Origin of the sequence: Pseudomonas sp. NFACC24-1, from assembly GCF_900115235.1 — a bacterium.
Taxonomy (GTDB): domain Bacteria; phylum Pseudomonadota; class Gammaproteobacteria; order Pseudomonadales; family Pseudomonadaceae; genus Aquipseudomonas; species Aquipseudomonas fluorescens_AA.
The window spans coordinates 16,259-35,527 of the sequence record NZ_FOVS01000048.1 but is presented as its reverse complement, the minus strand read 5'-3'; the positions used below and the strand labels follow the sequence as shown (position 1 = coordinate 35,527).

The window sequence follows — 19,269 nt, the reverse complement described above, 5'->3', positions numbered from 1 at the left end:
GGTGACGTCAGCATCGGCACCCAAGGCGACTTGGCGATCAACGAGGCACTGGCCACCCGCGGCAACGTGTTCCTGAACATCAGCGGCAAGACCACCCAGGATGCCAACGGCAATATCACCGCCGATGGCCTGGCGCTCAAGGGCGGGAATTTCGATCTGCGCAACGCCAGCAACTGGGTCGGCGATATCGCCAGCCGAGCGAAGGATGTCAGCTTCGTCAATCGGGCCGACGTCACCGTCGGCACGCTGACCGAGACGGCACTGGACGGCACCCGGCTGGATCAGATCGTCGGTATCGGCAACACCGGCAAAGTCCAGGTTGTGACGACCACCGGCAATATCATCCTGACCGAGAACGTCAGCACCACCAGCAATGCCGCCGATGCGATCGTGCTCAACGCCGGTCAATCCGCTTCGGCGGGCGTGGCTGCGGGCGGTGACGTGAAGGCCGACGCGGGCGTGACGGTATCGACCGGCGCCGGCGGCCGGGCGGTGATCTACACCGGTAGCCTCGCTGGCAGCACCGGCATGGTGGATGTGGTCGGCAGTGGCAGCGGTAATTTCCGCTACAACAGTGACGAGCAACAGAGCAATTTCGGCAGGGCCCTGGGCAACACAGGCGTGCATGCCGTTTACCGCGAGCAGCCCGTCCTGGTGGTGTCCACTAACGGCGCGACCACCCAGACCAAGGTGTTCGATGGCCAAACCACGTTCAACGGCGGCGGTATCGCCGGTTATGACGCCAACGGCCTGTGGAACGGCGACACCAAGCCGATGCTCGGCAACCCACTGTATTCGGTAGGCACTCAAGGCCCGGGTTCGCACCTGATCAACATTGGCGGGCTGGCTGACCTCGGTTACCTGATCGTGAGCAGTCCGGCCAACGCCAATCTCACCGTGACGCCGTCGGTTGATTACGACGCCGTGCGGCAGAGCGTCGCCGATGCCACACGCGTCGGCGCAGAGGTGAGTTCGCCCCATGCACCGGAGCTCAACCCAGCCCAGCCGAAACCGGCTAATTGGTCTGACTACGGGGTCGAAGACGGCGGACTTCTGCTGGTGGACCAGGGCGGCACTCGTGCCAGCGGCAATACTGGCGACAGCGATTCGGCTGCCCAGGCCGAGGACACCGCCAGCGAGCGGGAACTGGCCGGGAACGTCTGCTCCGATGGCGGCGTATCCGAAGGCGGTGCCTGTGCGGCCTACCCACCGCAGACCGTGTTCGTCGTGCGCGGCGGTGTGCGCTTGCCGAGCTTGGCCATGCGTCCCTGATTCCTGACATCCACCTCTTTCATTTGAAGGACCCTTGGCCACGTCCCCGGACGTGGTCATGGGCTCCGGCAACCCGAATTATTCGAGATTGATCCCATGCAAAACAAACTGATGTCCTGCGCGGCCGGTCTGGCGTTGTTGTCCACTTCCCCGGCCTGGGCGGCGACCCTGCCGGCACGCCCGATCCCCGACGCCGGCCGTATTCTGCAGGAACTGCCGATTCCGCAGCAGGAACTGCCGCAAAGCATTCGCCTGGATATAGACGCACCACAACCAGAGCAGGAAAAAGTCGGCGGCGCCAAGGTCCAGCTCAACGCTGTCCATTTCACCGACAACACGCGCATCGACGAGGCCAGCCTGCAACGCGTCGTCGCCCCGGCTATCGGTCGGGCCCATGACCTGGACGAGCTGCGGGAAGTGGCCCGGCAGGTCACGCTTTATTACCGTGAGCAGGGTTACCCGTTTGCACGTGCCTATTTGCCGGCCCAACGCATGGCCAACGGTGAACTGACCATCGCGGTGATCGAAGGCCGTTATGGAAAAATCACCGCCACCAACGACGATGCGAAACTGGCCGCACAGGCGCAGCCGTTCCTGGACGACTTGCAACCGGGCGATGTGATCGAGCGTGACCGGCTGGAGCGCAGCATATTGGTGCTCTCGGACTTGCCAGGCGTGGCTGTTCGTCCGGTGATCCGGCCAGGTGAGGCGCTCGGAACGGGCGATCTCGATGCCAAAGTGAGCAAGACCGAGGCCTTCGAGGGCAAGGCCACCCTGGACAACCATGGCAATCGTTATTCGGGGCGCAATCGCCTGACGGTACAAGGCGACTGGAACAGCCCGCTGATGTTGGGCGACCGGCTCAGCGCCGCGGTGATGGCCACCGATGAAGACCTGTATTTCGGCAGCCTCGGCTACTCGATGCCATTGGGCACCTCCGGCCTGCGCGGCAACGTGGGTTACGCCCAGAGCGCTTACGACCTGGGTGCGGAATTCGCCGACCTGGGGGCCACCGGTACCGCCGAGGTCAGCAGCATCGGCTTGAGCTACCCGCTCCTGCGCAGCAACCAGGCGAACCTCATGTTGGCTGGGCAATACCAGCACAAGGAACTCGAGGATAAGTACGAAGTGTTGGGCCTCAGCTTCGAAAAAAGCAGTGACACGCTGCCCATCAGTTTGCAATTTGACGTGAGGGACACCGTATTCGGCGGCGGCATCACCTACGGCGGCGCGACGCTGACCTACGGTGACCTGAAACTGGATTCGGCCCTGCGCGAGGGTGACCGCCAGACCGCTCAGACCGAAGGCCAGTTCAGCAAAGTGAACGTCGACCTCGCGCGCCTGCAAGCGCTGCCGGCCAACTTCACGCTCTTCGCCCGTGTCCTTGGGCAATGGAGCAGCGACAACCTGGACTCGTCCGAAGATTTCAGCCTCGGCGGCATCGACGGCGTGCGGGCTTATCCCCAAAGCGAAGCCTCGGGCGACGAAGGCATGCTGACCCAGATCGAGCTTCGCTACCCGATCGACAAGCTCACGCCCTACCTGTTCTGGGACGCCGGCAAGGTGCGCATCAACCACGACGAGTGGGCCGATGAGAAAAACACCCGCAGCATCTCCGGCGGCGGTGTGGGCTTGCGCGCTCAATACGGCCAACTCTCGTTCGACGCAACGGTCGCCTGGCGCCACTCCGGCGGCGAAGCGCAGAGCGATACGCGCCAGGAAAACCCGCAACTGCTCGCGCAGATCGGTTACCAGTTCTAAACGTTTCAAGGCGACCTGAAGGCATTTACTGTTCATTCAAGCCGTTCAACAAACCTGTGGCGAGGGGATTTATCCCCGTTGGGCTGCTAAGCAGCCCCAAAGCAGCAAACTCCATCTTCCTGGCACACCGAGGTGCTTGATTTGAGGGCTGCTACGCAGCCCAACGGGGATAAATCCCCTCGCCACGGTTTAGTGAGCTGCATCAACCCCGTTGGCCACCGCGCCTGGGCTTTTTCCAGGCATAACCCCCTCTCGTTCGATATTCCCTCGCCACACGCCCCTGCGCCCCGCCCGTAACGCCCCGTATCGGTAGGCGCCCCGAGGGGACGACCGTTTAACGCCCGTTAAAAATTTGATAGCTTCAGTTCTCACTCGATCTGCCGCTATATCGGTTTGTTGCCGGCCCGATACGTGCTTCCTCCCTTGGCAATTGCGCGACAGCGACCTGGCTATACACAAGAAGAGACCTGGCGAATGGACAACGGACGATACGAAAGGCAGGTATTGACGGCGGCAGGCGTGGCGGCGTCCGAGCCGTTGCCGCATATTCTGCTGATCGACGATGTCCCTGAAGACATTCGCGCCACGCTCATTCTGTTGAAGACCCAGCCCTGGCGCATTTCCCTGGCCAGCGATGCCTATCAGGGTTATCAACGCGCCCTTGCCCTGCGCCCGGACCTGATCGTCCTGGATGTGCACATGCCGCAAATGGACGGTTTCAGCCTGTGCCGGTTATTACGCGAGGCACCGGCCACCCGGCATACCCCGATCCTGTTTCTGTCGTCGGCCAATACGTCGTTGGAGCGGTTGGAAGGGTTGACCGTAGGCGCGGTGGACTACATCCCCAAATCCTGTGCCCCGGAAGAAGTCCTGGCGCGCATCAGGATCCATCTGCAATTGACCTGGCGAGCGCCACCGCCCATTGCGGACCACCCGGCCGATCCGCAACCCCAGGGCGATGAAATCGTGCTGCGCGCGGCGATGCGACTGATCGAAAACCAGTTGGACGACATACCGTCCCTGGGCATGCTCGCGCAAAAAGTCGGCACTCATGAAAAACGCCTCTCCGCCATTTTCCGCGAACACTTGGGGATGACCGTGTTTGCCTATATTCGCGACGCACGGTTGCGGCGCGGCCAGGAACTGCTCTCCGAAAGCGCCATGAGTGTGCAGGACGTCGCCGAAGTGGTGGGCTTTCGCAATGCCTGCAACTTCACCACGGCGTTTCGACAGCGAATCGGCATGACGCCCAGCCAGTTTCGCCAGCAGACCCTGGGCCTCGTTGATACAGAGTCGGTCGGGCGCGCCTGATGCGGCTCCTACAGTTCCTGGTGCTGACGATTGCCTTGTTGTCCGCCGGATTGCTCCACGCCGCGCCCGTGGAACTGTGCCGGGCTGACCGTCTGGACCTGATGCCTGCGGCGCAGATTTTCGAAGACGCCCAGGCCCGCTTGAGTCTCGAAGAAGTCGCCCGCCTGCCCGACACCCGTTTCAATCCCGCAACCCCGCGCTGGCCGAGCCAAGGCTACAGCCGCTCCGCCTTCTGGTTGAAATGGCAGCTCACCAATTCCAGCGATGTGGCGTGTTCGCGCTTGCTGGTGGTCGGGGCGCCGCGCCTGGACGATATCCGCGTCTTTCAATCTTCAGCCGGGCGCTGGCGTGATGCCCACGCCGGAGGCGCCTATCCCTTGGCCGAATGGCCCCAGCCGGCAGCGCGTCAGCCGGCATTCCCGGTCTCGCTGGCGGCGGGGGAGAGCGTCACGGTGTTCGTCCGTGTGACGAGCCATTTCCAGCTGTTGCTGGAGCCGGAGCTGTGGTCCGAACCGGCGCTGCTGCGCAGTCAGCAGCAGACTTACCTGAGCGACGGGCTCGCCCTCGGCATCGTCCTGCTGGTTGTGCCATTCGGCTTCATCGTCGGCTGGATCCTGCGCTCCCGATTGCTGAGCGTGAATGCGGGCGCGGTCCTGAGCTACATCCTGCTGACCTGCATCCTCAACGGCTACCTGATCTACTGGCCCACAGCGCTGGGCTGGACTCGGGAGCTGCTGACCTGCGCCAGCGCAATCTCGTTCGTCCTGTTCCTCGCCTACTTCCGCGTGCTGTTGCAGGTGTCCGCATTGCCCAAAGTCATTGGCTGGAGCTATTGGCTGCCGCTGTCGGGGTGTGTGCTCGGCCGGCTCTGGTGGCTAAAAGTCGATTCCGTCCAGGGCGCGCAAATCGTCCAGATGTCCCTCATGAGTTTCTACGGGGTGCTGCTCGTCACGCTGTTCATGGCCTGGCGCAGACGACTGAGCTACAGCTGGCTGGCCTGGCTGGTGTCGGGGCTCTTGCTTGCACAATTGCTGATGCGAATGCTTTTCCCCCAGGAACAATTGCCCTGGCAGTCGCCCCAAAGCAAATACAGCTTATCGTCCACACTGCCGGGCGTGGCGTTGCTGGTGTGCACGTTGATCATGGAAGTGGCCCGCAGCCGCAACCGCGAAAAACACGCCCTGACCACCCTCGAACAACAACGCCAGGCCGAGCACGAACGCCTGGAAAGCACCGTGGCCCTGCGCACGTCGCAGTTGCGCGACTCCCTGGCGGCCCGCAGCGCGTTGATGGCGCGCATCAGTCACGACCTGCGCTCGCCGCTGGTGCGCATCATCGACTATGCGCGTCTGCTGCACGCCGGGCCCAACCGCGACTATCAGGCCACGATCGAGCGCAACGCCCGCCAGCAACTGGAGCTGATCGACGAGATGCTCGAGTTTTCCCGTGGCGAGCTGGAGCAAATGCAACTGACCCTTGCGCCGGGCTACCTGTACGGGTTCCTCAACGAGATTGCAGACGAAGCGGGCTTTCTCGCCGCACGCCAGGGCAACACCTTCGAGGCGGTGCTGGCCGATGATCTGCCACCACTGGTGGAGGCCGACTTCAAGCGCCTTCGGCAGGTGCTCATGAACCTGCTGGCGAACGCGGCGAAATTCACCCGCAACGGCCAGATCCGCTTCGAAGTGGATTGGGCCCCGGGCGCGACCACCAACACCGTGGAGCTGCGCTTCAGCGTGATCGACACTGGCATCGGCATCGACCCGCAAGAGTTCGAACAACTGCTGCAACCGTTCCGCCGCGGCCGCAATGCCCAGCGCTATGAAGGCAGCGGGCTGGGCCTGTCCATCGTCACCCAACTGCTGGAACGCATGGACAGCCGCCTCGAACCCCAAGCCACCGGGCAGGGCAGCCACTTCAGTTTCCGTCTGCAATTGACATGCGCCGACGAGCACGACCTGGAAAACGGCATCGTCGACAACAACGCCACGCCGTTTGACGGCCAGGGCAAACACGTTCTGCTGGTGGACGACGTCGAGCAGAACAGCGAATGGCTCTACGACTTGCTGGCCGGTTACGGTTTCGATGTCAGCATCGCAACGAACGGTCAAGACGCCTTGGCCTGCCTGGCGCAGCAGCCGATCGACCTGCTGATCAGCGACCAGATGATGCCCGGCATGGATGGTTGGGCGCTGCTGCGCCAAGTGCGCGAGCGTTGGCGCCATCTGCCGGTGATGCTCTATTCGGCGGTGCCGCCACGCAGGCCGCAGGACTATCCAAAGGACCTGGCCTTCGACGCGGTCCTGCTCAAGCCCGCCGACAGCCGTGAATTGCTGGCGTGGGTGAAAACACTGGCTTGCACGGACACGGTGCATCGCACGATGGCTCGGGAGTTCTAGCATGCCGGGTCTGGGTTATCGGCTGCTCTTGCTCGGCGGCCTTTCGACGTTGCCCTGGGTGTCGGCCCAGGCCGAACTAGCGGCGCCCAGCGCCCTCACGCTCGACGCAACCACCGTCACCGCTCGCCGCCGCGAGGAAGATCCGCAAGACGTGCCGATCCCGATCAACGTCCTCTACGGCGAGCAACTGGACGAGGCCGGCCTGCACCGCCTGCAAGACATCCAACAGCGCGTGCCCGGCCTGGTGGTGTCCGGTCACGACGCCCGTTATGCCGGCTTCGGCCTGCGCGGCTTCGGCGCCACCGCCTACAACGATGGCCTGGAAGGCAGCGTCGGCACTTACGTCGATGGCGTTTACCAGGCGCGCCAGGGCATGGCCTTCACCGAGTTGATGGACATCGAACGCATCGAAGTGCTGCGCGGGCCGCAAGGCACCTTGTTCGGCAAGAACACCACGGCGGGCGCGCTGAACATCATCACCCGCCAGCCAACCTTTCAGCCCGAAGCCAACCTCGAAGCCAGCTACGGCGAGCGCGGCCTGCGGGAGTATCGCGGGACGGTTTCCGGACCGTTGCAGGACGACGTGCTCGCCGGCCGACTCAATGTCTTCGACAGTTCCACCGATGGCGCCGTGGAAAACCTGCAAGACGGCGCCCGCCTCGGCGACGCCGACAGCCATGGCCTGCGCGGCCAGTTACTGTGGACGCCGACCCCGGACTTCAGCGCCCGCCTGATCGCCGACTATGCCGAGCAAAACGAGGCCGGCAACGTCCTGCTGGTCAATCACTACAGCCAGCAGACCCGCAAGCGCGCCCAGTTCCTCGGCTATCCGTTGGCGGAGCCCGACCCTTACAAGCGCGAGGCAGGCATCGACGCGCCAGGTCATCCGCAAACCCTGCAGAACGGTGTCTCACTGGAATTGAATTGGGACCTGGACGAGGCGATGCGCCTCACCAGCATCACCGCCTACCGCGACTGGGACTACCGCGCCACCCGCGACAGCGATAGCACCGCGCTGTCCGTGGCCGAGTCCGAAACCGAGCTGGGCCACCGGCAGTTCAGCCAGGAATGGCGCCTGTCCGGCACGGTCGGTTCTTCCGTCGACTATGTGGCCGGGCTGTATTACCTGCGCCAACAGCTCGACCGGGAGATCGACGCCGAATTCGGCAAGGACGCCGCGCCCTGGTTTGTCGGCGATCAACTTGAGCAACTGCAAAAGCTCTACGGCATCACGTTCACCGATCCGAAGCAGGTGCCGGCGATGCTGCTGGACGGCGCCCGGCAACGCTATGACGGCGAGCAGAAGGGCGACAGCCGAGCCATTTTCGGCCAGCTCTCCTGGCGCCCGATCGACCCGCTGGAACTCACCGGCGGCCTGCGCTACAGCCAGGAGCGCAAGGACGGCTGGATCTCCCGCGACGTCAGCAACCTCGCCCCGCTGACGGGGTTGCCGCCGGTGTTCCAGGCCGGTGGACAGTTGCTGCGCGACATTGCCCTCGGTGGTGGTTATTACCGCGAGGATTCGATAAAGGAAAACAACGTCTCCAGCCTCCTCAGCGCCAGCTACCGCTTCAGCGATGGGGTGATGGGCTACGTCAGTTGGTCGCGGGGCTACAAGGCCGGGGGCATCAACTTCGACGTAGTCGGCCCGTTCACCGCGCCCACCTTCGAGCCGGAGCGCGCCACGTCCCTGGAACTGGGCATGAAGACGCGTTTCTGGGATGAGCGCGCATTGCTCGACCTCGCCGTCTACCAGACCGACGTCGACAACTACCAGGCGCTCACCTACAGCCCGCCGACATCCATGTTCGCGCCACCGCTGCGGGACAACCTGATCAACGTCGGCAAGGTCCGCCTGCGTGGCATCGAGCTGGATTCCGCCTGGCAACTCACCCCCCGACTCACCGGGCGCCTGGGCCTGGCCTGGAGCGATGCGCGCTACCGCAGCTTCCCCAACGCCCCGTGCCCGCCGGCCTCGGGCCAATGGACCTGCGACCTCAGCGGTGACCGCCTCTACAATGCGCCGGAATGGAACCTCAGCAGCGGCCTCGACCACACCCATCCGCTGCCTTATGGGCTGGAAGCCTTCAGCGGCATCGACTACAGCTTCCGCACCGGCTACTCCGGCACCCTCGAAGGCGGCGAAGGCAGCTATCAACCCAGCTACGGCCTCACCAACCTGCGCCTGGGCCTGCGCAGCCAGGACCGCACCTGGGAAGTGGAAGGCTGGGTGCGCAACGTCTTCGACCGCAACTACATCACCGCCGTCTATTCACTGCTCGGCGCCGGTGACTATGGCGTCATGACCGGCAGCGAACGAACCCTCGGCACCACCGTCAGGCTTCGCTATTGAGCGAAATAAACCGCGTCGGACAAAACGCCAGACGATTGCCGCCGGCCTTTTTCGACAGGTACATCGCCTGGTCTGCCTTGCTGATCAGCCCATCGATCTCCTGCCCATGCTCCGGAAAAAACGCCACGCCGATACTGGCGGCAATCTCCACCGTTTGCGCGCCGATCAAGATCGGCGCATTGGCCGCCGCCAGCATCCGCTTGAGCAACGGCTCGCTGTCCTCCACCGCCTGCAAACCCACCAGCCCCGCCACGAACTCATCGCCACCGAGGCGCGCCAAGGTATCGCCTTCACGCAACGTGGCATTGATCCGTGTCGCGACAATCTGCAACACCCGATCACCCCAGTCATGGCCATAGCTGTCGTTGAGCGCCTTGAACCCATCGAGGTCGATAAACGCGATGGCCACTTTCTGCTGATAGAGAGCGGCCTTGCCCAGGGCCTGGCGCATCCGTTCGGTCAACAGCAACCGGTTGGGCAGTTGCGTGAGCGCGTCATGCCGAGCGTCACGCTCCAGTAACTGAAGGCGCTGCTTCATCTGCGTCATGTCGCTGAACAACGCCACATAGTGCTGCACATTGCCATGCCGGTCATGCACCGCACTGATGCTGATGCGCGACGTCATCTCCCGGCCATCCTTGTGATTGCTTTGAATTTCACCGGACCAATGCCCGTGGAAATCCAGCGCATTCTTCATCGGCGCATAAAACGCCGCGAGCCGACGCACCATGCGATGGGCGTTCAAATCCCGGCCCTGCACCTCGTCTTGCCCGTAACCGGTGAGGCGGGTGAAGGCCTCGTTCACGGCGATGACCCGGCCGTACGGGTCAACCAGGATGACCCCCTCCCGAGCGTGGCTGAACACCGTGGCGGCCAGCTCCGGGCGCACGGTGTCGAGACGATGGTCCAGGGCGCCTTCGTCGCGGGTGGCCGGCCAGGCCTTGTCGTCGAAGCCCTGTTGCGCCAGGTAGCGGGCCAGGGAGGAAAACGCCCGGTGCAGGCGGGTCAGGGCATTCGTGGCGAGCCTGGAATCCAGGCAGTAGCGACGGATGAAGGTGCGTAGGTTCATGGGGAAACACGATGCTCGGTTGTAGCGCTAGGGGGTGTGGAAAGAAGGCATTATCGGGGTAGGTATTTGTGAGGGGCTTTGCTGGAGCGGATGGGGGTTTTGCGGGAGGGGATGTAACGGAAAGATTTTTTACCTCGGTTGTAGGAACGTCAGCCGTAGCTGTCAGCCATTGGGCGTCCGCAACTCGCCAGCCGACGTCGCCTTGCGCCTTTGCCTACAACTACGCCAGAATCCGCCGGCTTGTTCGCTTTGGGCTGCATCGGTAGTTTGGGACCTGTCACTGCTCATCAGTGATCGGGTTTAGCAGCTCGCGGTGAAACAGGTTGTGCAAGGCGTCATCCAGTCAGGATTCCCTTCCTGCATTTGATGGTGGCTGTGCGCAGGGCGTCCCCGGACGCGCCGGCTTCTTGTTTCCCCGGTCTGCTAACCTGCGTACAGCTGCCTCCCATCGTTTAGCAGCGAGTGGGTGATGGCTCCAACTACAGGAAGCAAGACGATGGTAAAAGATACGCCGAACCCCCCTGATACGAACGAACACGTCTCCCGTGCTCAGTCTGCCCGCAACAAGAAAATCGACGACGCTGCCACGAGAGCGTTGGATTACTACCTGAAGCCTAAGAGCGAAACGTCTGACAAGACCGACTCCATTTTACGGATTGACCCTGGGGTTGATTCTGAGTGTTTGCTTGCGAATCTCAGTGAGAACCTGGCGTCTGCGAATGCCATGATCAACGATTTGGCGTTCGATCTGGATGGGTCAAGGCGGCATGTGGCGTTGGGGATTTTGCAGGTGATCGAGGTGAGTGAGCTGTTGGCGAACCGGGCGTTGGATATTGTTGAGGTGAGGTAGCCGAGGCGCTAGCCCTCAGGACAAGAAAGGTCTTGCGCAGCTAGGCCTTTCTTGTCCGAAACATTACCGGATTACCAATGGGTTCGGTATCGAAATGCGATTTGATAGTCGAATTTGTCTGGGTCGATTGGATGGTCAAAGAAGGGCTGGATGATTGGTATCCATCCAGCGAGCACATCAAAGCCTCCGTCATATATTTCTGGTTCGCTTCCCAGCTCCAACGCGGTGATCACCGACAAATCATCTCCCATATCCTTCGAATACTCTTTGCCTCCAGCCAGTTCGGTTTTTTTGTCATACCAATCCAATCTCAGTTTCAAGCCCATTGAATCCTCACAAATACTTTTTGATGTTGCGGTTTTTTCTAGCCTGACCTACCTGCAGACCCATCCTATGATCGAACGCGCCTAAATGACTTCCATCGCTTGCGCGATATGCCTCTAGCTCACCATGTCTGGAGTCCCATTCATAAATGGTCCTTCCTTTAGGATCAGTCCATCGCTCTCTTAGTCCTGCCCCTGCTTGTTTTGGTGTTTTCTTTTTTACCGATTCGAGATTTGAGAAGCCGGTGATTTCTTCGGTTTCTGGTGCGGGATGATAGTCATGATCGGCGTTACCGCTTCGCCTGACAGAGGCGACCACATAAACCGGCCGAACCCCCGAATCTGCCGGAAATACCAGAATGAAATCCCTATACTCCGGCGGATAGATCGGATCGACAATAATGCTGTCGGCCACCGGCGTCGGCGGATAGATCCAGATGTTAGGTACCTGGGGCGCCGCTTCCAGGGCGGGGATGCCGAGGGTGTCGGACGGGTCGGTGGCCGGGGTCCAGATCAGTTCGATGCCATCACCCAGGTCGGCGACGAATTGATCGGCCCGCGGGGTGAATTGGACAACATCGACCATTTCCCAATCGCGGTTCTGGCCGGTGTAGAAGCCATACCCCTTGAGACTGCCATCGGCCTGCTGCTCGATGCTCAGGCGCATGCGGCTGCGGGCCTGCTTGAGGTCCCGTAGCTGGTCTTCGCTGTACAGCGCGCTGTCGCCCAGATTGGACGGCCAGAGTAGGGCGACGATACCTGTCAGCAGGGCTGCGCCGACGGTACCGCCGGCAGCGGCAGCCGCGGAAGTTGCCGAACCGCCCAGCGCGAGCCTGCCCAAGGTAACGGGTACCGTGCCAGTGCCGATCCGCTTGAGGGGGATTGTGCCGGATGGGTCGGCGCTCCTGCCCCCGAGCCACATGAGCTCACCGTACTGCTTGACCAGATCCGCCGGGACATAGCCGTTGGGGTTGCTGTAGTCGATGATGCCGTTGGGGAGCTTGCAGCTCTTGGCAAACACGCTTCCGGTCATGCTGGATAACGGCTTGCTATCCATCGTGGCCCAGCGCGTTTGTTCGTAAGCTGCCTGGCGGGCAAGCATGGCTTCATAAGCCTGCTGCAGGGCGTCGCGCTCGGCCAGTTCGCTGGCGCTTATGTCCCGATAAGTGAGGTGATGCCCGTCACCACCGGGCGGGTTGCGAACCTGGGGGATGTCTTTTTTGCGTGTCGCCACGTAGTGAGTCTCGTCCGCTAAATGCAGGACAGACGCTAACGCGACAAGAGAGGGGCGCGATGTAGGAGGTTTCTTGAAGTGGTTGTTCCGGTTTCCTCAATACAGGTAGGGCTGGCTGTTGAGGGGCGGAGCAATCTGAAACGTCAGATGGGACTGTCAGCCAGTGGGCGTCCACAACTCGCCAGCCGACATCGCCTTGCGCCTTTGCCTACAACTGCGCCAGAATCCGCCGGCTTGTTCGCCTTGGGTTGCGTCGGTAGTTTGGGACCTGTCACTGCTCATCAGTGATCGGGTTTAGTCGCCCGTCGTTGCTAAGTCGCTCAAGCGTCCATCAGTCAGGTATCCCCATCCCTGCACTCGATGGTGGCTGTGCGCAGGGCGCCTTCGGGCGCGCCGATTCCTTAGCTCGTCGGTCGACTAACCTGCGTACAGCTGCCTCCCAATCGTTTAGTCGCGAGCGGGACGTAGCCCAACCCAAAGAGAGCTAAGGCTATGGTCAAAATTACCCCGAATCCTCCAGTTACAGATACAGATGAACCCACATCACGTGCCCAATCGGCTCGCAACAAAAAGCTCGACGAAGCGGCCACTCGTGCCCTGGATTACTACCTGAAGCCCAAGCCTAAGGACGAAACGTCTGACAAGACCGACTCCATTTTACGGATTGACCCTGGGGTTGATTCTGAGTGTTTGCTGGCGAATCTCAGTGAGAACCTGGCGTCGGCGAATGCCATGATCAACGATTTGGCGTTTGATCTGGATGGGGCTCGGCGGCATGTGGCGTTGGGGATTTTGCAGGTGATCGAGGTGAGTGAGCTGTTGGCGAATCGGGCGTTGGATATTGTTGAGGTGAGGTAGCCGAGGCGTTCGTCTCAATACAGGAAAGGTCTCGCACAGCTGGACCTTTCCTTGGACAAAGCGCTGCATGGGCGATCCCCACGCGAATCAAGCGGCTTCTGCTAGTCTGCTGGGCCAGCCAGGTAACACAGCAAGGCTCACTCAATGTCCAATATCCGTGTCATGACCATGGACGATTACGATGCTGTCATCGACCTCATGAGGCGTACTCCAGGCGTCTCCTTCCGTGACGCTGACTCTCGTGAAGCGACCGCGAAATACTTGGAACGAAATCCCGGGATGAGCTTCGTGGCTGAAGTCGGAGCCGTCCTCTGCGGTTGCGTCATGTGTGGACACGACGGCCGCAGAGGCTATCTGCAGCATTTGGTTGTTCTTCCCCAGTATCGGCGACAAGGCATAGCAAATGCGTTGGTCGAGCGCTGCCTTTCGAGTCTGGAGAAACACGGAATACTTAAATGTCATCTCGACGTGTTCAAGACCAATCTAACAGCTGCCAACTATTGGCATAGCCAAGGCTGGAAACTCAGGTCTGATATCGATCGGTATTCGTTTACCCGATCGGATAATGAGAACGTATGAGCGGCACTTGGCCCGTGAGGGCGGTTTAGTCCTGTTACTCCAAACAATGGATATTGTTGAGGTGAGATAGCCAAGGCGCTTGCCTCAGGACAGGAAAGGTAAACTCAAGTTGCCGGATCACACGCCGATAAGTTGCGGACGAATTTCATACGAAGGACCGGAGCATGTTTTACCCACGTGAAGCTGAAAAAGATCAACTCTATAACCGAATAGTCCTGCTTACCGTTGCGTGCTGTGTGCTGCTGTTCCTGGCCTCCCTGGCGAAACACTCCGGGTCCATTTATGGGGCGATCCGATGGAGCGCTGTCGAGGTAAAAGGCACCGTGACGCAACTGGAAAGCATCCCGATGAATGCTAACGGCATCATCATTCACTACCGGTATGTCGACGGTGATCAACAAGTCCATGAAGACGAATACGGGGACCAACGCTACAACGAACATGATCAGTACGAGGTAGGGGGCGACGTTCCGCTGCTCTACTCACGTTGGTTTCCGCAAATCAGCAGTATCGCCACCGAGCTTCACACGTATCGCTCCGGCTTTTTCATCATGGTTGGCGGAGTCGTGCTGACATTGGTATTCCTCGGGATTTCCTTCGTAACCTTCGGAAGGATTTATCGCATGAAGGAAGAAGACCGCTTCTATTGAAACGGTTGTCGGTCATGGCGCCCAGAGCCCCCATTCATCCAGGTAATCGGTTTCCCCACCCATGAAAAAGTTGATGCTCGCGTTGCTTTCGCTCGTTCTGCTTTCCGGCTGTGTAACCAAGTCTTTGAGTGTTGAGGATCGCCACCAGATCAAAACGATCAAGATCCTTCCTGTGTACTTTGCGGTAGAAAATTTCAAGTACACGAGCATGACCCAGGCGTGGGGGGCAGGGCTGGGGGCCGGAGCAGGTGCCGCAGCGGGTATGGCGTCCGGCGCATCGAGCGCTGGCACAAACGCATTGACCGGGGCCGGCTCGGTCGTGGGCACGAAGGCGGCCGACGGCGCGACGATGGATATTTCCCAGGCGATCCTGAACAACATGCGAGCCCACGGTATCGATGTGGGCCAACTGGTGCGTGAAAGCTTCGAGAGGCGCATCAAGCAAGAAGGGATGTTCACCATCGTGGCGGAAGGTGAACGAGCTGATGCCGACGTTGAAATCATGGTCCCGCAGTGGGGACTTAGCCTGAAAAACTACAGCACCGTGCTTTACCCCGTCATTGGCGTCAACGGCTCCATGAAACGCAGTGGCACTTCGGTTTGGCGCAACTTCAATACCATTTCGCCCTTCAATGAAAGCAACACCCTCGCTTATACCCCTGAGCAATACGCCACCGATCCCGAAGCACTGCGGGCGGCGTTTTCCCGGGTGTCTGATTTGGCGGTGGGTAAGCTGATAGAAGATCTGAAGCAGTAAAGGTTCAGGCAAACCGCAGGAGCTGACTCGTGATCAGCAGAGCCAGAATCACAAGTGTGAAGGTTGTTCCAGGCAAGCCTGCATTGCAGGTGGAGTTTGCCAACGGTAAGCGCTACGACGTCGACCTGCGGGAACACATCCGACAATTCCCGGTGCTCAAGCCTCTGGAGGACCTGCCGTTGTTTGGTACCGCCCAGGTGGGCGAGTGGGGCTTCGACGTGAGCTGGGGTAATGGCCTGGAACTGGCGGCTGTCACCTTGCGTCGATTGGCGTTGGAGCAAGCGGGTGAGGTGGTATCGGCCTAGGCACTCTCAGTTGGATCTCATGAACCCGTGCCGTCATGGAGCAACACACCCGCACCAGATAGCTAAACTCTCTACTTATCTTTGACCAGATAGGGTTTAGGGGACGCTGATGCTGATTCGGCGTTACCAGCTAAACACGAGTGGAGTAGCGACCATGGATTACGACGACAAATTGATAGAGGAAGCTGTGCTTGCCTTGTTGGCAGCCTTCAGCTCCGACGACGGCAACGCCTGGAAAGGTTTCGACTTCGAGGTCATGAACCGATTGCATGAACAAGGCCTCATCAGCAATCCGGTAAACAGGAACAAATCGATCTGGTTGACGGCTGAAGGGTTGGAACGAGGTCGGCAGCTTGCCGAGCGGTTGTTTGGAAAAGAGACTTGAGGGAACGCGTCGCCCCGTGATGCTGGAAAGCCACGGCTCAATTCGGTGATCAGTGATCTGGTTCGATCTGGATGGTTCGCGGCGGCATGTGGCGCCGGGGATTTAGCAGGTGATTGAACTGAATAAACCGTTGGGATCGGGCGTTGGATATTGTCGAGGTGAGATAGCGGGCCGGCGGCATTCAACAACAAGAAAAGGTCTTGCTCAGCAAGACCTTTTTTTCAAATCAATCCGTGTATCTGACGTCAGACGTGCGCTGCGCGCTCAAACACCTCATCAGCCCACTGGTTCAGGCTTTTGCCAGCGGTTTGGGCTGCAATGGTAGCGGCAGCGTGCACTTCAGGACGAATGCGTAGCATCACCTTGCCGGAGGCAGGCTTCTCGGGGCTGACGCCTTGCTCGGCACAGTCCGCCAAGTAATCCTCAACAGCACTGGCAAACGCCGCTCGTAGCTCGGTCACGGAATCGGCGTGAAAACTGATGATGTCACGCACACCCAGAATTCGACCGACGAAGATGTCGTCACGCTCATCGAACTCAATTCGGGCTGTGTAGCCCTTATAAGTCATGCTGTTCATAGCTCAACTCCTGCCCGCTGGAGAAATTCGCGAGCCTCTTCTACCTGATATTTCTTGGCTTCTTTCCCAGGGTGTGGCCGATGGCAGCGCCATTGGGCCTCCCCCAGCATCAGCTTGACCCGAGAACCTTCACGCTCCAGCACTTGGCCACCCAGATGAATGACCAAGGCTTCAATGTCAGCAAACACTGTCGCCGTACTCGTTGGCGTGCGTGGAACGCTTCAAGGGTTTTCTGGTGCCTGTTTTTCATGCGTCTGAGTGCTATCAAAAAAAGATAACACTCTCTAGCCCGTTCGGCGCGTTGCCACTCTCAGCATTTTGCCCTTTGCTCTTTAGTGCCGTAGCTTTTCTCTGCGCGCGAATCAGGAAAACTCGCTGCTCGACCTGCATCCTCAACGAGGCCTATCCCCCGTCCTGACGACCAAAGCCCCCCGGCACTTATCGAAAGTGGGCGGCAGACAGTTCCCCCGTGGCGAGGGAGCTTGCTCCCGCTGGGCTGCGCAGCAGCCCCAAAACCTCCCCGCCCGGCAGACTCCGCTACGCCAACACAACCCGCCCAAACCTGGCATTGCCATCCTGCGGTGTAATCGCCAATAACTGATCGAGGCGAATCTCTCGGCGACCTTCCGCAGAGTCCACATCAAGAAACTCCTCCCGCGTGGAAGCGGTACGCGTGGTGATCGCACGGGCGGTCAGGCGTTGGCCGTCAGTCAGTTCAATGTCCAGCGTGTAGCCGTACAGGCAGGCGATCTCCAGGTAATCATGCAGATCGCAGTTCAACGGTTGATAGGTCTTCATCCCAAGTGACCTCCAATGGAGCGAGCGGACAGGTTAGGGCGCCACCTGTCCGTCGCAAAAGTAGCACTCAGCGCCCTTCGTGAATCAGAGCAGCTGTTTCAACATCGCCTGCAGTTGCTTGTTACGCGCCTCATCCAATGGAAAAACCGGCAGACGCGGATCGCCAACCTCCAGGCCAAGCGTACGCAAACCGGCCTTGATGGTGGCGGGCAAACCGCCCTTGAGGATGAAATCCAGCAGCGGCAATTGACGATAGAACAACGCCCGGGCCTGGCTCAGGTCGTTGGCCAGGACGGCCGCATACAGGTCGAGGTTGAGCTGCGGGATCAGGTTCGGCGCGGCGGTGCACCAACCCTTGGCCCCGGCGGCGAAGGCTTCCAGCGCCAGGGGGTTGCAACCGTTGTAGAACGGCACCTGGCCCTCGCCCAGCAATTGCAGCTTGTGCATGCGCTGAATGTCGCCGGTGCTTTCCTTGACCATGGTGACGTTATCCACCGTGTTGAAAATCCGCAGGATCAGCTCCACCGACATGTCGATGCCGCTGGTTGCGGGGTTGTTGTAGAGCATGATGGGCAAGTCGATGCTGGCGCCGATGGCCTGGTAGTGCGCGAGGATTTCCGCCTCGCTCAGTTTCCAGTACGAGGCCGGCAACACCATCACCACATCGGCGCCCTTCGCCTGGGCAAAACGCGCGCGGCGTACCGCCTTGGCGGTGGTCAGGTCAGACACGCTGACCACGGTCGGCACCCGGCCGGCGACGCGGGCAATGCTGAACTCGCTGACCTGGTCCCACTCGGCGTCGCTCAGGTAGGCGCCTTCGCCGGTGCTGCCCAGGGGCGCGATGGCATGCACGCCGCTGTCGATCAGACGGTCGATGGACCGGCCCAGCGCGTCCAGGTCCAAGCCTTGGCCGTCGGTGGAGAAGGGCGTGATGGTGTAGCCGATGATGCCGTGGATGTTGGGGGTAGACATGGCTTCGCTCCTGGTGGGTTCAGTTCAAGCAATCGGCGTGTTGACACAGGGTCTGCCGGGCGTAGTAGTTGAAGGCGGCCGCGTGGCGCTTGGGCCGGGCGATCCAGTCGTGGGCTTCGCGGCCCAGGTGAGGCAGGATCGGTTTCACCTCGCCGGCGGCCATGGCCAGCAATTGCAGCTTCGCGGCGCGTTCGATCAGTTGGGCGATGTTGCAGGCTTCTTCCACGGTGGCACCGGTGGACAACTGGCCGTGGTGGGAAAGCAGGATGGCGCGCTTGTCACCCAGGGCACCGGCGATCAATTCGCCTTCCTCGTTGCCCACCGGCACACCCGGCCAACCCTCCAGGAAGGCGCAGTCGTCGTACAGCGGACAGAGGTCCATGTGGGAAATCTGCAGCGGCACTTCCAGCATCGACAGCGCGGCGATGTGGGTCGGGTGGGTGTGAATGATGCAATTCACATCCGCCCGAGCGCGGTAGACCCAGGTGTGAAAGCGGTTGGCCGGGTTGGGCATGCCATGGCCCTCCAGCACCTCGAGGTCTTCATTGACCAGCAACAGGTTGCCAGCGGTGATTTCATCGAAGCCCAGGCCCAATTGCTGGGTGTAATAGGTGCCCGGTTGCGGCCCGCGCGCGGTAATCTGCCCCGCCAGCCCTGAGTCGTGGCCGTTCTCGAACAGGATGCGGCAGGTCAAGGCCAGCTTTTGTCGTACAGTCCACGTATTATCCGGCAGTGTTTTCTGCATCTGGTTAACAGCATGCTGGACCAACTGGTCCTTGGGCGTCGCCAGTGTCTTGCTCATATCCGTTCTCCTG

General features: G+C 60.6%; 20 protein-coding genes. 12 read left to right on the top strand and 8 right to left on the bottom strand.

Annotation, left to right across the window (positions count from 1 at the left end; all coding sequences use genetic code 11):
* The 5 genes from BM317_RS30790 to BM317_RS27945 all read left to right on the top strand — a co-directional run.
* On the top strand, positions 1–1,272 hold a 1,272-nt coding region (locus BM317_RS30790; RefSeq protein ID WP_218190562.1), incomplete at its 5' end, for a hypothetical protein.
* Positions 1,273–1,368: 96 nt separating this feature from the next.
* Positions 1,369–3,033, top strand: a complete 1,665-nt coding sequence (locus BM317_RS27960; protein WP_218189430.1) for a ShlB/FhaC/HecB family hemolysin secretion/activation protein — start codon at positions 1,369–1,371, stop codon at positions 3,031–3,033.
* A gap of 474 nt (positions 3,034–3,507) precedes the next feature.
* Positions 3,508–4,344, top strand: a complete 837-nt coding sequence (locus BM317_RS27955) for a response regulator transcription factor (RefSeq protein ID WP_092171659.1) — start codon at positions 3,508–3,510, stop codon at positions 4,342–4,344.
* Positions 4,344–6,743: a hybrid sensor histidine kinase/response regulator gene (locus BM317_RS27950; protein WP_092477032.1), complete on the top strand. Its 2,400-nt coding sequence runs from the start codon at positions 4,344–4,346 to the stop codon at positions 6,741–6,743. The genes BM317_RS27955 and BM317_RS27950 overlap by 1 nt, the downstream gene beginning before the upstream one ends.
* A 1-nt stretch (position 6,744) precedes the next feature.
* Entirely contained in the window at positions 6,745–9,096 is a 2,352-nt protein-coding gene (locus BM317_RS27945) for a TonB-dependent receptor (protein WP_092171667.1), read from the top strand.
* Here the strand turns inward: BM317_RS27945 and BM317_RS27940 are convergent.
* Positions 9,080–10,165 carry a sensor domain-containing diguanylate cyclase gene (locus tag BM317_RS27940; protein ID WP_092477030.1) on the bottom strand — a complete coding sequence of 362 codons (1,086 nt, stop codon included), beginning with the start codon at positions 10,163–10,165 and terminating at the stop codon, positions 9,080–9,082. The two genes, BM317_RS27945 and BM317_RS27940, sit on opposite strands and share 17 nt — an antisense overlap.
* A gap of 496 nt (positions 10,166–10,661) precedes the next feature.
* On the opposite strand from BM317_RS27940, the gene BM317_RS27935 reads away from it, so the two are divergent.
* Positions 10,662–11,015, top strand: coding sequence for a DUF6124 family protein (locus BM317_RS27935; RefSeq protein ID WP_092477028.1), 354 nt, complete (start codon positions 10,662–10,664; stop codon positions 11,013–11,015).
* A gap of 71 nt (positions 11,016–11,086) precedes the next feature.
* On the opposite strand, the gene BM317_RS27930 is transcribed toward BM317_RS27935, so the two are convergent.
* Both BM317_RS27930 and BM317_RS27925 read right to left on the bottom strand, forming a co-directional pair.
* Complete coding sequence (locus BM317_RS27930) at positions 11,087–11,341, bottom strand: colicin E3-like toxin immunity protein (RefSeq protein ID WP_092477026.1); 255 nt, start codon at positions 11,339–11,341, stop codon at positions 11,087–11,089.
* Between the two features lie 7 nt (positions 11,342–11,348).
* Positions 11,349–12,572 (bottom strand): S-type pyocin domain-containing protein, encoded by a 1,224-nt coding sequence (locus BM317_RS27925; protein WP_092477024.1) that lies wholly within the window; start codon positions 12,570–12,572, stop codon positions 11,349–11,351.
* Between the two features lie 492 nt (positions 12,573–13,064).
* Here BM317_RS27925 and BM317_RS27920 point away from each other — a divergent pair, with 492 nt between their 5' ends.
* The 6 genes from BM317_RS27920 to BM317_RS27895 all read left to right on the top strand — a co-directional run bounded on the left by BM317_RS27920 (position 13,065) and on the right by BM317_RS27895 (position 16,106).
* Entirely contained in the window at positions 13,065–13,430 is a 366-nt protein-coding gene (locus tag BM317_RS27920; protein ID WP_092477022.1) for a DUF6124 family protein, read from the top strand.
* A gap of 144 nt (positions 13,431–13,574) precedes the next feature.
* Complete coding sequence (locus BM317_RS27915) at positions 13,575–14,009, top strand: GNAT family N-acetyltransferase (RefSeq protein ID WP_092477020.1); 435 nt, start codon at positions 13,575–13,577, stop codon at positions 14,007–14,009.
* A gap of 164 nt (positions 14,010–14,173) precedes the next feature.
* The gene (locus BM317_RS27910) at positions 14,174–14,659 is read left to right on the top strand and encodes a DUF3592 domain-containing protein (RefSeq protein ID WP_170842342.1); all 486 of its coding nucleotides are present in this window, start codon (positions 14,174–14,176) and stop codon (positions 14,657–14,659) included.
* A gap of 61 nt (positions 14,660–14,720) precedes the next feature.
* Positions 14,721–15,416, top strand: coding sequence for a hypothetical protein (locus BM317_RS27905; RefSeq protein ID WP_092477018.1), 696 nt, complete (start codon positions 14,721–14,723; stop codon positions 15,414–15,416).
* A 56-nt stretch (positions 15,417–15,472) separates the two neighbouring features.
* Positions 15,473–15,721 carry a DUF2442 domain-containing protein gene (locus BM317_RS27900; RefSeq protein WP_170842343.1) on the top strand — a complete coding sequence of 83 codons (249 nt, stop codon included), beginning with the start codon at positions 15,473–15,475 and terminating at the stop codon, positions 15,719–15,721.
* Between the two features lie 154 nt (positions 15,722–15,875).
* Complete coding sequence (locus BM317_RS27895; RefSeq protein WP_092171698.1) at positions 15,876–16,106, top strand: DUF6429 family protein; 231 nt, start codon at positions 15,876–15,878, stop codon at positions 16,104–16,106.
* Between the two features lie 245 nt (positions 16,107–16,351).
* Here the strand turns inward: BM317_RS27895 and BM317_RS27890 are convergent, their stop codons facing one another.
* The 5 genes from BM317_RS27890 to BM317_RS27870 form a co-directional block, all read right to left on the bottom strand.
* Entirely contained in the window at positions 16,352–16,684 is a 333-nt protein-coding gene (locus BM317_RS27890; protein WP_092171701.1) for a type II toxin-antitoxin system HicB family antitoxin, read from the bottom strand.
* Positions 16,681–16,827, bottom strand: coding sequence for a type II toxin-antitoxin system HicA family toxin (locus BM317_RS31320; protein WP_256574281.1), 147 nt, complete (start codon positions 16,825–16,827; stop codon positions 16,681–16,683). Before BM317_RS31320 ends, BM317_RS27890 begins: the two co-directional genes overlap by 4 nt.
* Before the next feature lie 394 nt (positions 16,828–17,221).
* Positions 17,222–17,482 (bottom strand): Rho-binding antiterminator, encoded by a 261-nt coding sequence (locus BM317_RS27880; RefSeq protein ID WP_092171709.1) that lies wholly within the window; start codon positions 17,480–17,482, stop codon positions 17,222–17,224.
* Between the two features lie 84 nt (positions 17,483–17,566).
* Positions 17,567–18,454, bottom strand: coding sequence for a dihydrodipicolinate synthase family protein (locus tag BM317_RS27875; RefSeq protein WP_092477016.1), 888 nt, complete (start codon positions 18,452–18,454; stop codon positions 17,567–17,569).
* A 19-nt stretch (positions 18,455–18,473) separates the two neighbouring features.
* Complete coding sequence (locus BM317_RS27870; RefSeq protein ID WP_092477014.1) at positions 18,474–19,256, bottom strand: aldolase; 783 nt, start codon at positions 19,254–19,256, stop codon at positions 18,474–18,476.
* Between the last annotated feature and the right edge of the window lie 13 nt (positions 19,257–19,269).

Excerpts from the sequence above, each read along its gene's own strand:
- BM317_RS27960 (WP_218189430.1), top strand. The coding sequence starts at position 1,369 with ATGCAAAACAAACTGATGTCCTGCGCGGCCGGTCTGGCGTTGTTGTCC.
- BM317_RS27955 (WP_092171659.1), top strand. The coding sequence starts at position 3,508 with ATGGACAACGGACGATACGAAAGGCAGGTATTGACGGCGGCAGGCGTG.
- BM317_RS27950 (WP_092477032.1), top strand. The coding sequence starts at position 4,344 with ATGCGGCTCCTACAGTTCCTGGTGCTGACGATTGCCTTGTTGTCCGCC.
- BM317_RS27945 (WP_092171667.1), top strand. The coding sequence starts at position 6,745 with ATGCCGGGTCTGGGTTATCGGCTGCTCTTGCTCGGCGGCCTTTCGACG.
- BM317_RS27940 (WP_092477030.1), bottom strand. The coding sequence starts at position 10,165 with ATGAACCTACGCACCTTCATCCGTCGCTACTGCCTGGATTCCAGGCTC.
- BM317_RS27935 (WP_092477028.1), top strand. The coding sequence starts at position 10,662 with ATGGTAAAAGATACGCCGAACCCCCCTGATACGAACGAACACGTCTCC.
- BM317_RS27930 (WP_092477026.1), bottom strand. The coding sequence starts at position 11,341 with ATGGGCTTGAAACTGAGATTGGATTGGTATGACAAAAAAACCGAACTG.
- BM317_RS27920 (WP_092477022.1), top strand. The coding sequence starts at position 13,065 with ATGGTCAAAATTACCCCGAATCCTCCAGTTACAGATACAGATGAACCC.
- BM317_RS27915 (WP_092477020.1), top strand. The coding sequence starts at position 13,575 with ATGTCCAATATCCGTGTCATGACCATGGACGATTACGATGCTGTCATC.
- BM317_RS27910 (WP_170842342.1), top strand. The coding sequence starts at position 14,174 with ATGTTTTACCCACGTGAAGCTGAAAAAGATCAACTCTATAACCGAATA.
- BM317_RS27905 (WP_092477018.1), top strand. The coding sequence starts at position 14,721 with ATGAAAAAGTTGATGCTCGCGTTGCTTTCGCTCGTTCTGCTTTCCGGC.
- BM317_RS27895 (WP_092171698.1), top strand. The coding sequence starts at position 15,876 with ATGGATTACGACGACAAATTGATAGAGGAAGCTGTGCTTGCCTTGTTG.
- BM317_RS27890 (WP_092171701.1), bottom strand. The coding sequence starts at position 16,684 with ATGAACAGCATGACTTATAAGGGCTACACAGCCCGAATTGAGTTCGAT.
- BM317_RS27880 (WP_092171709.1), bottom strand. The coding sequence starts at position 17,482 with ATGAAGACCTATCAACCGTTGAACTGCGATCTGCATGATTACCTGGAG.
- BM317_RS27875 (WP_092477016.1), bottom strand. The coding sequence starts at position 18,454 with ATGTCTACCCCCAACATCCACGGCATCATCGGCTACACCATCACGCCC.
- BM317_RS27870 (WP_092477014.1), bottom strand. The coding sequence starts at position 19,256 with ATGAGCAAGACACTGGCGACGCCCAAGGACCAGTTGGTCCAGCATGCT.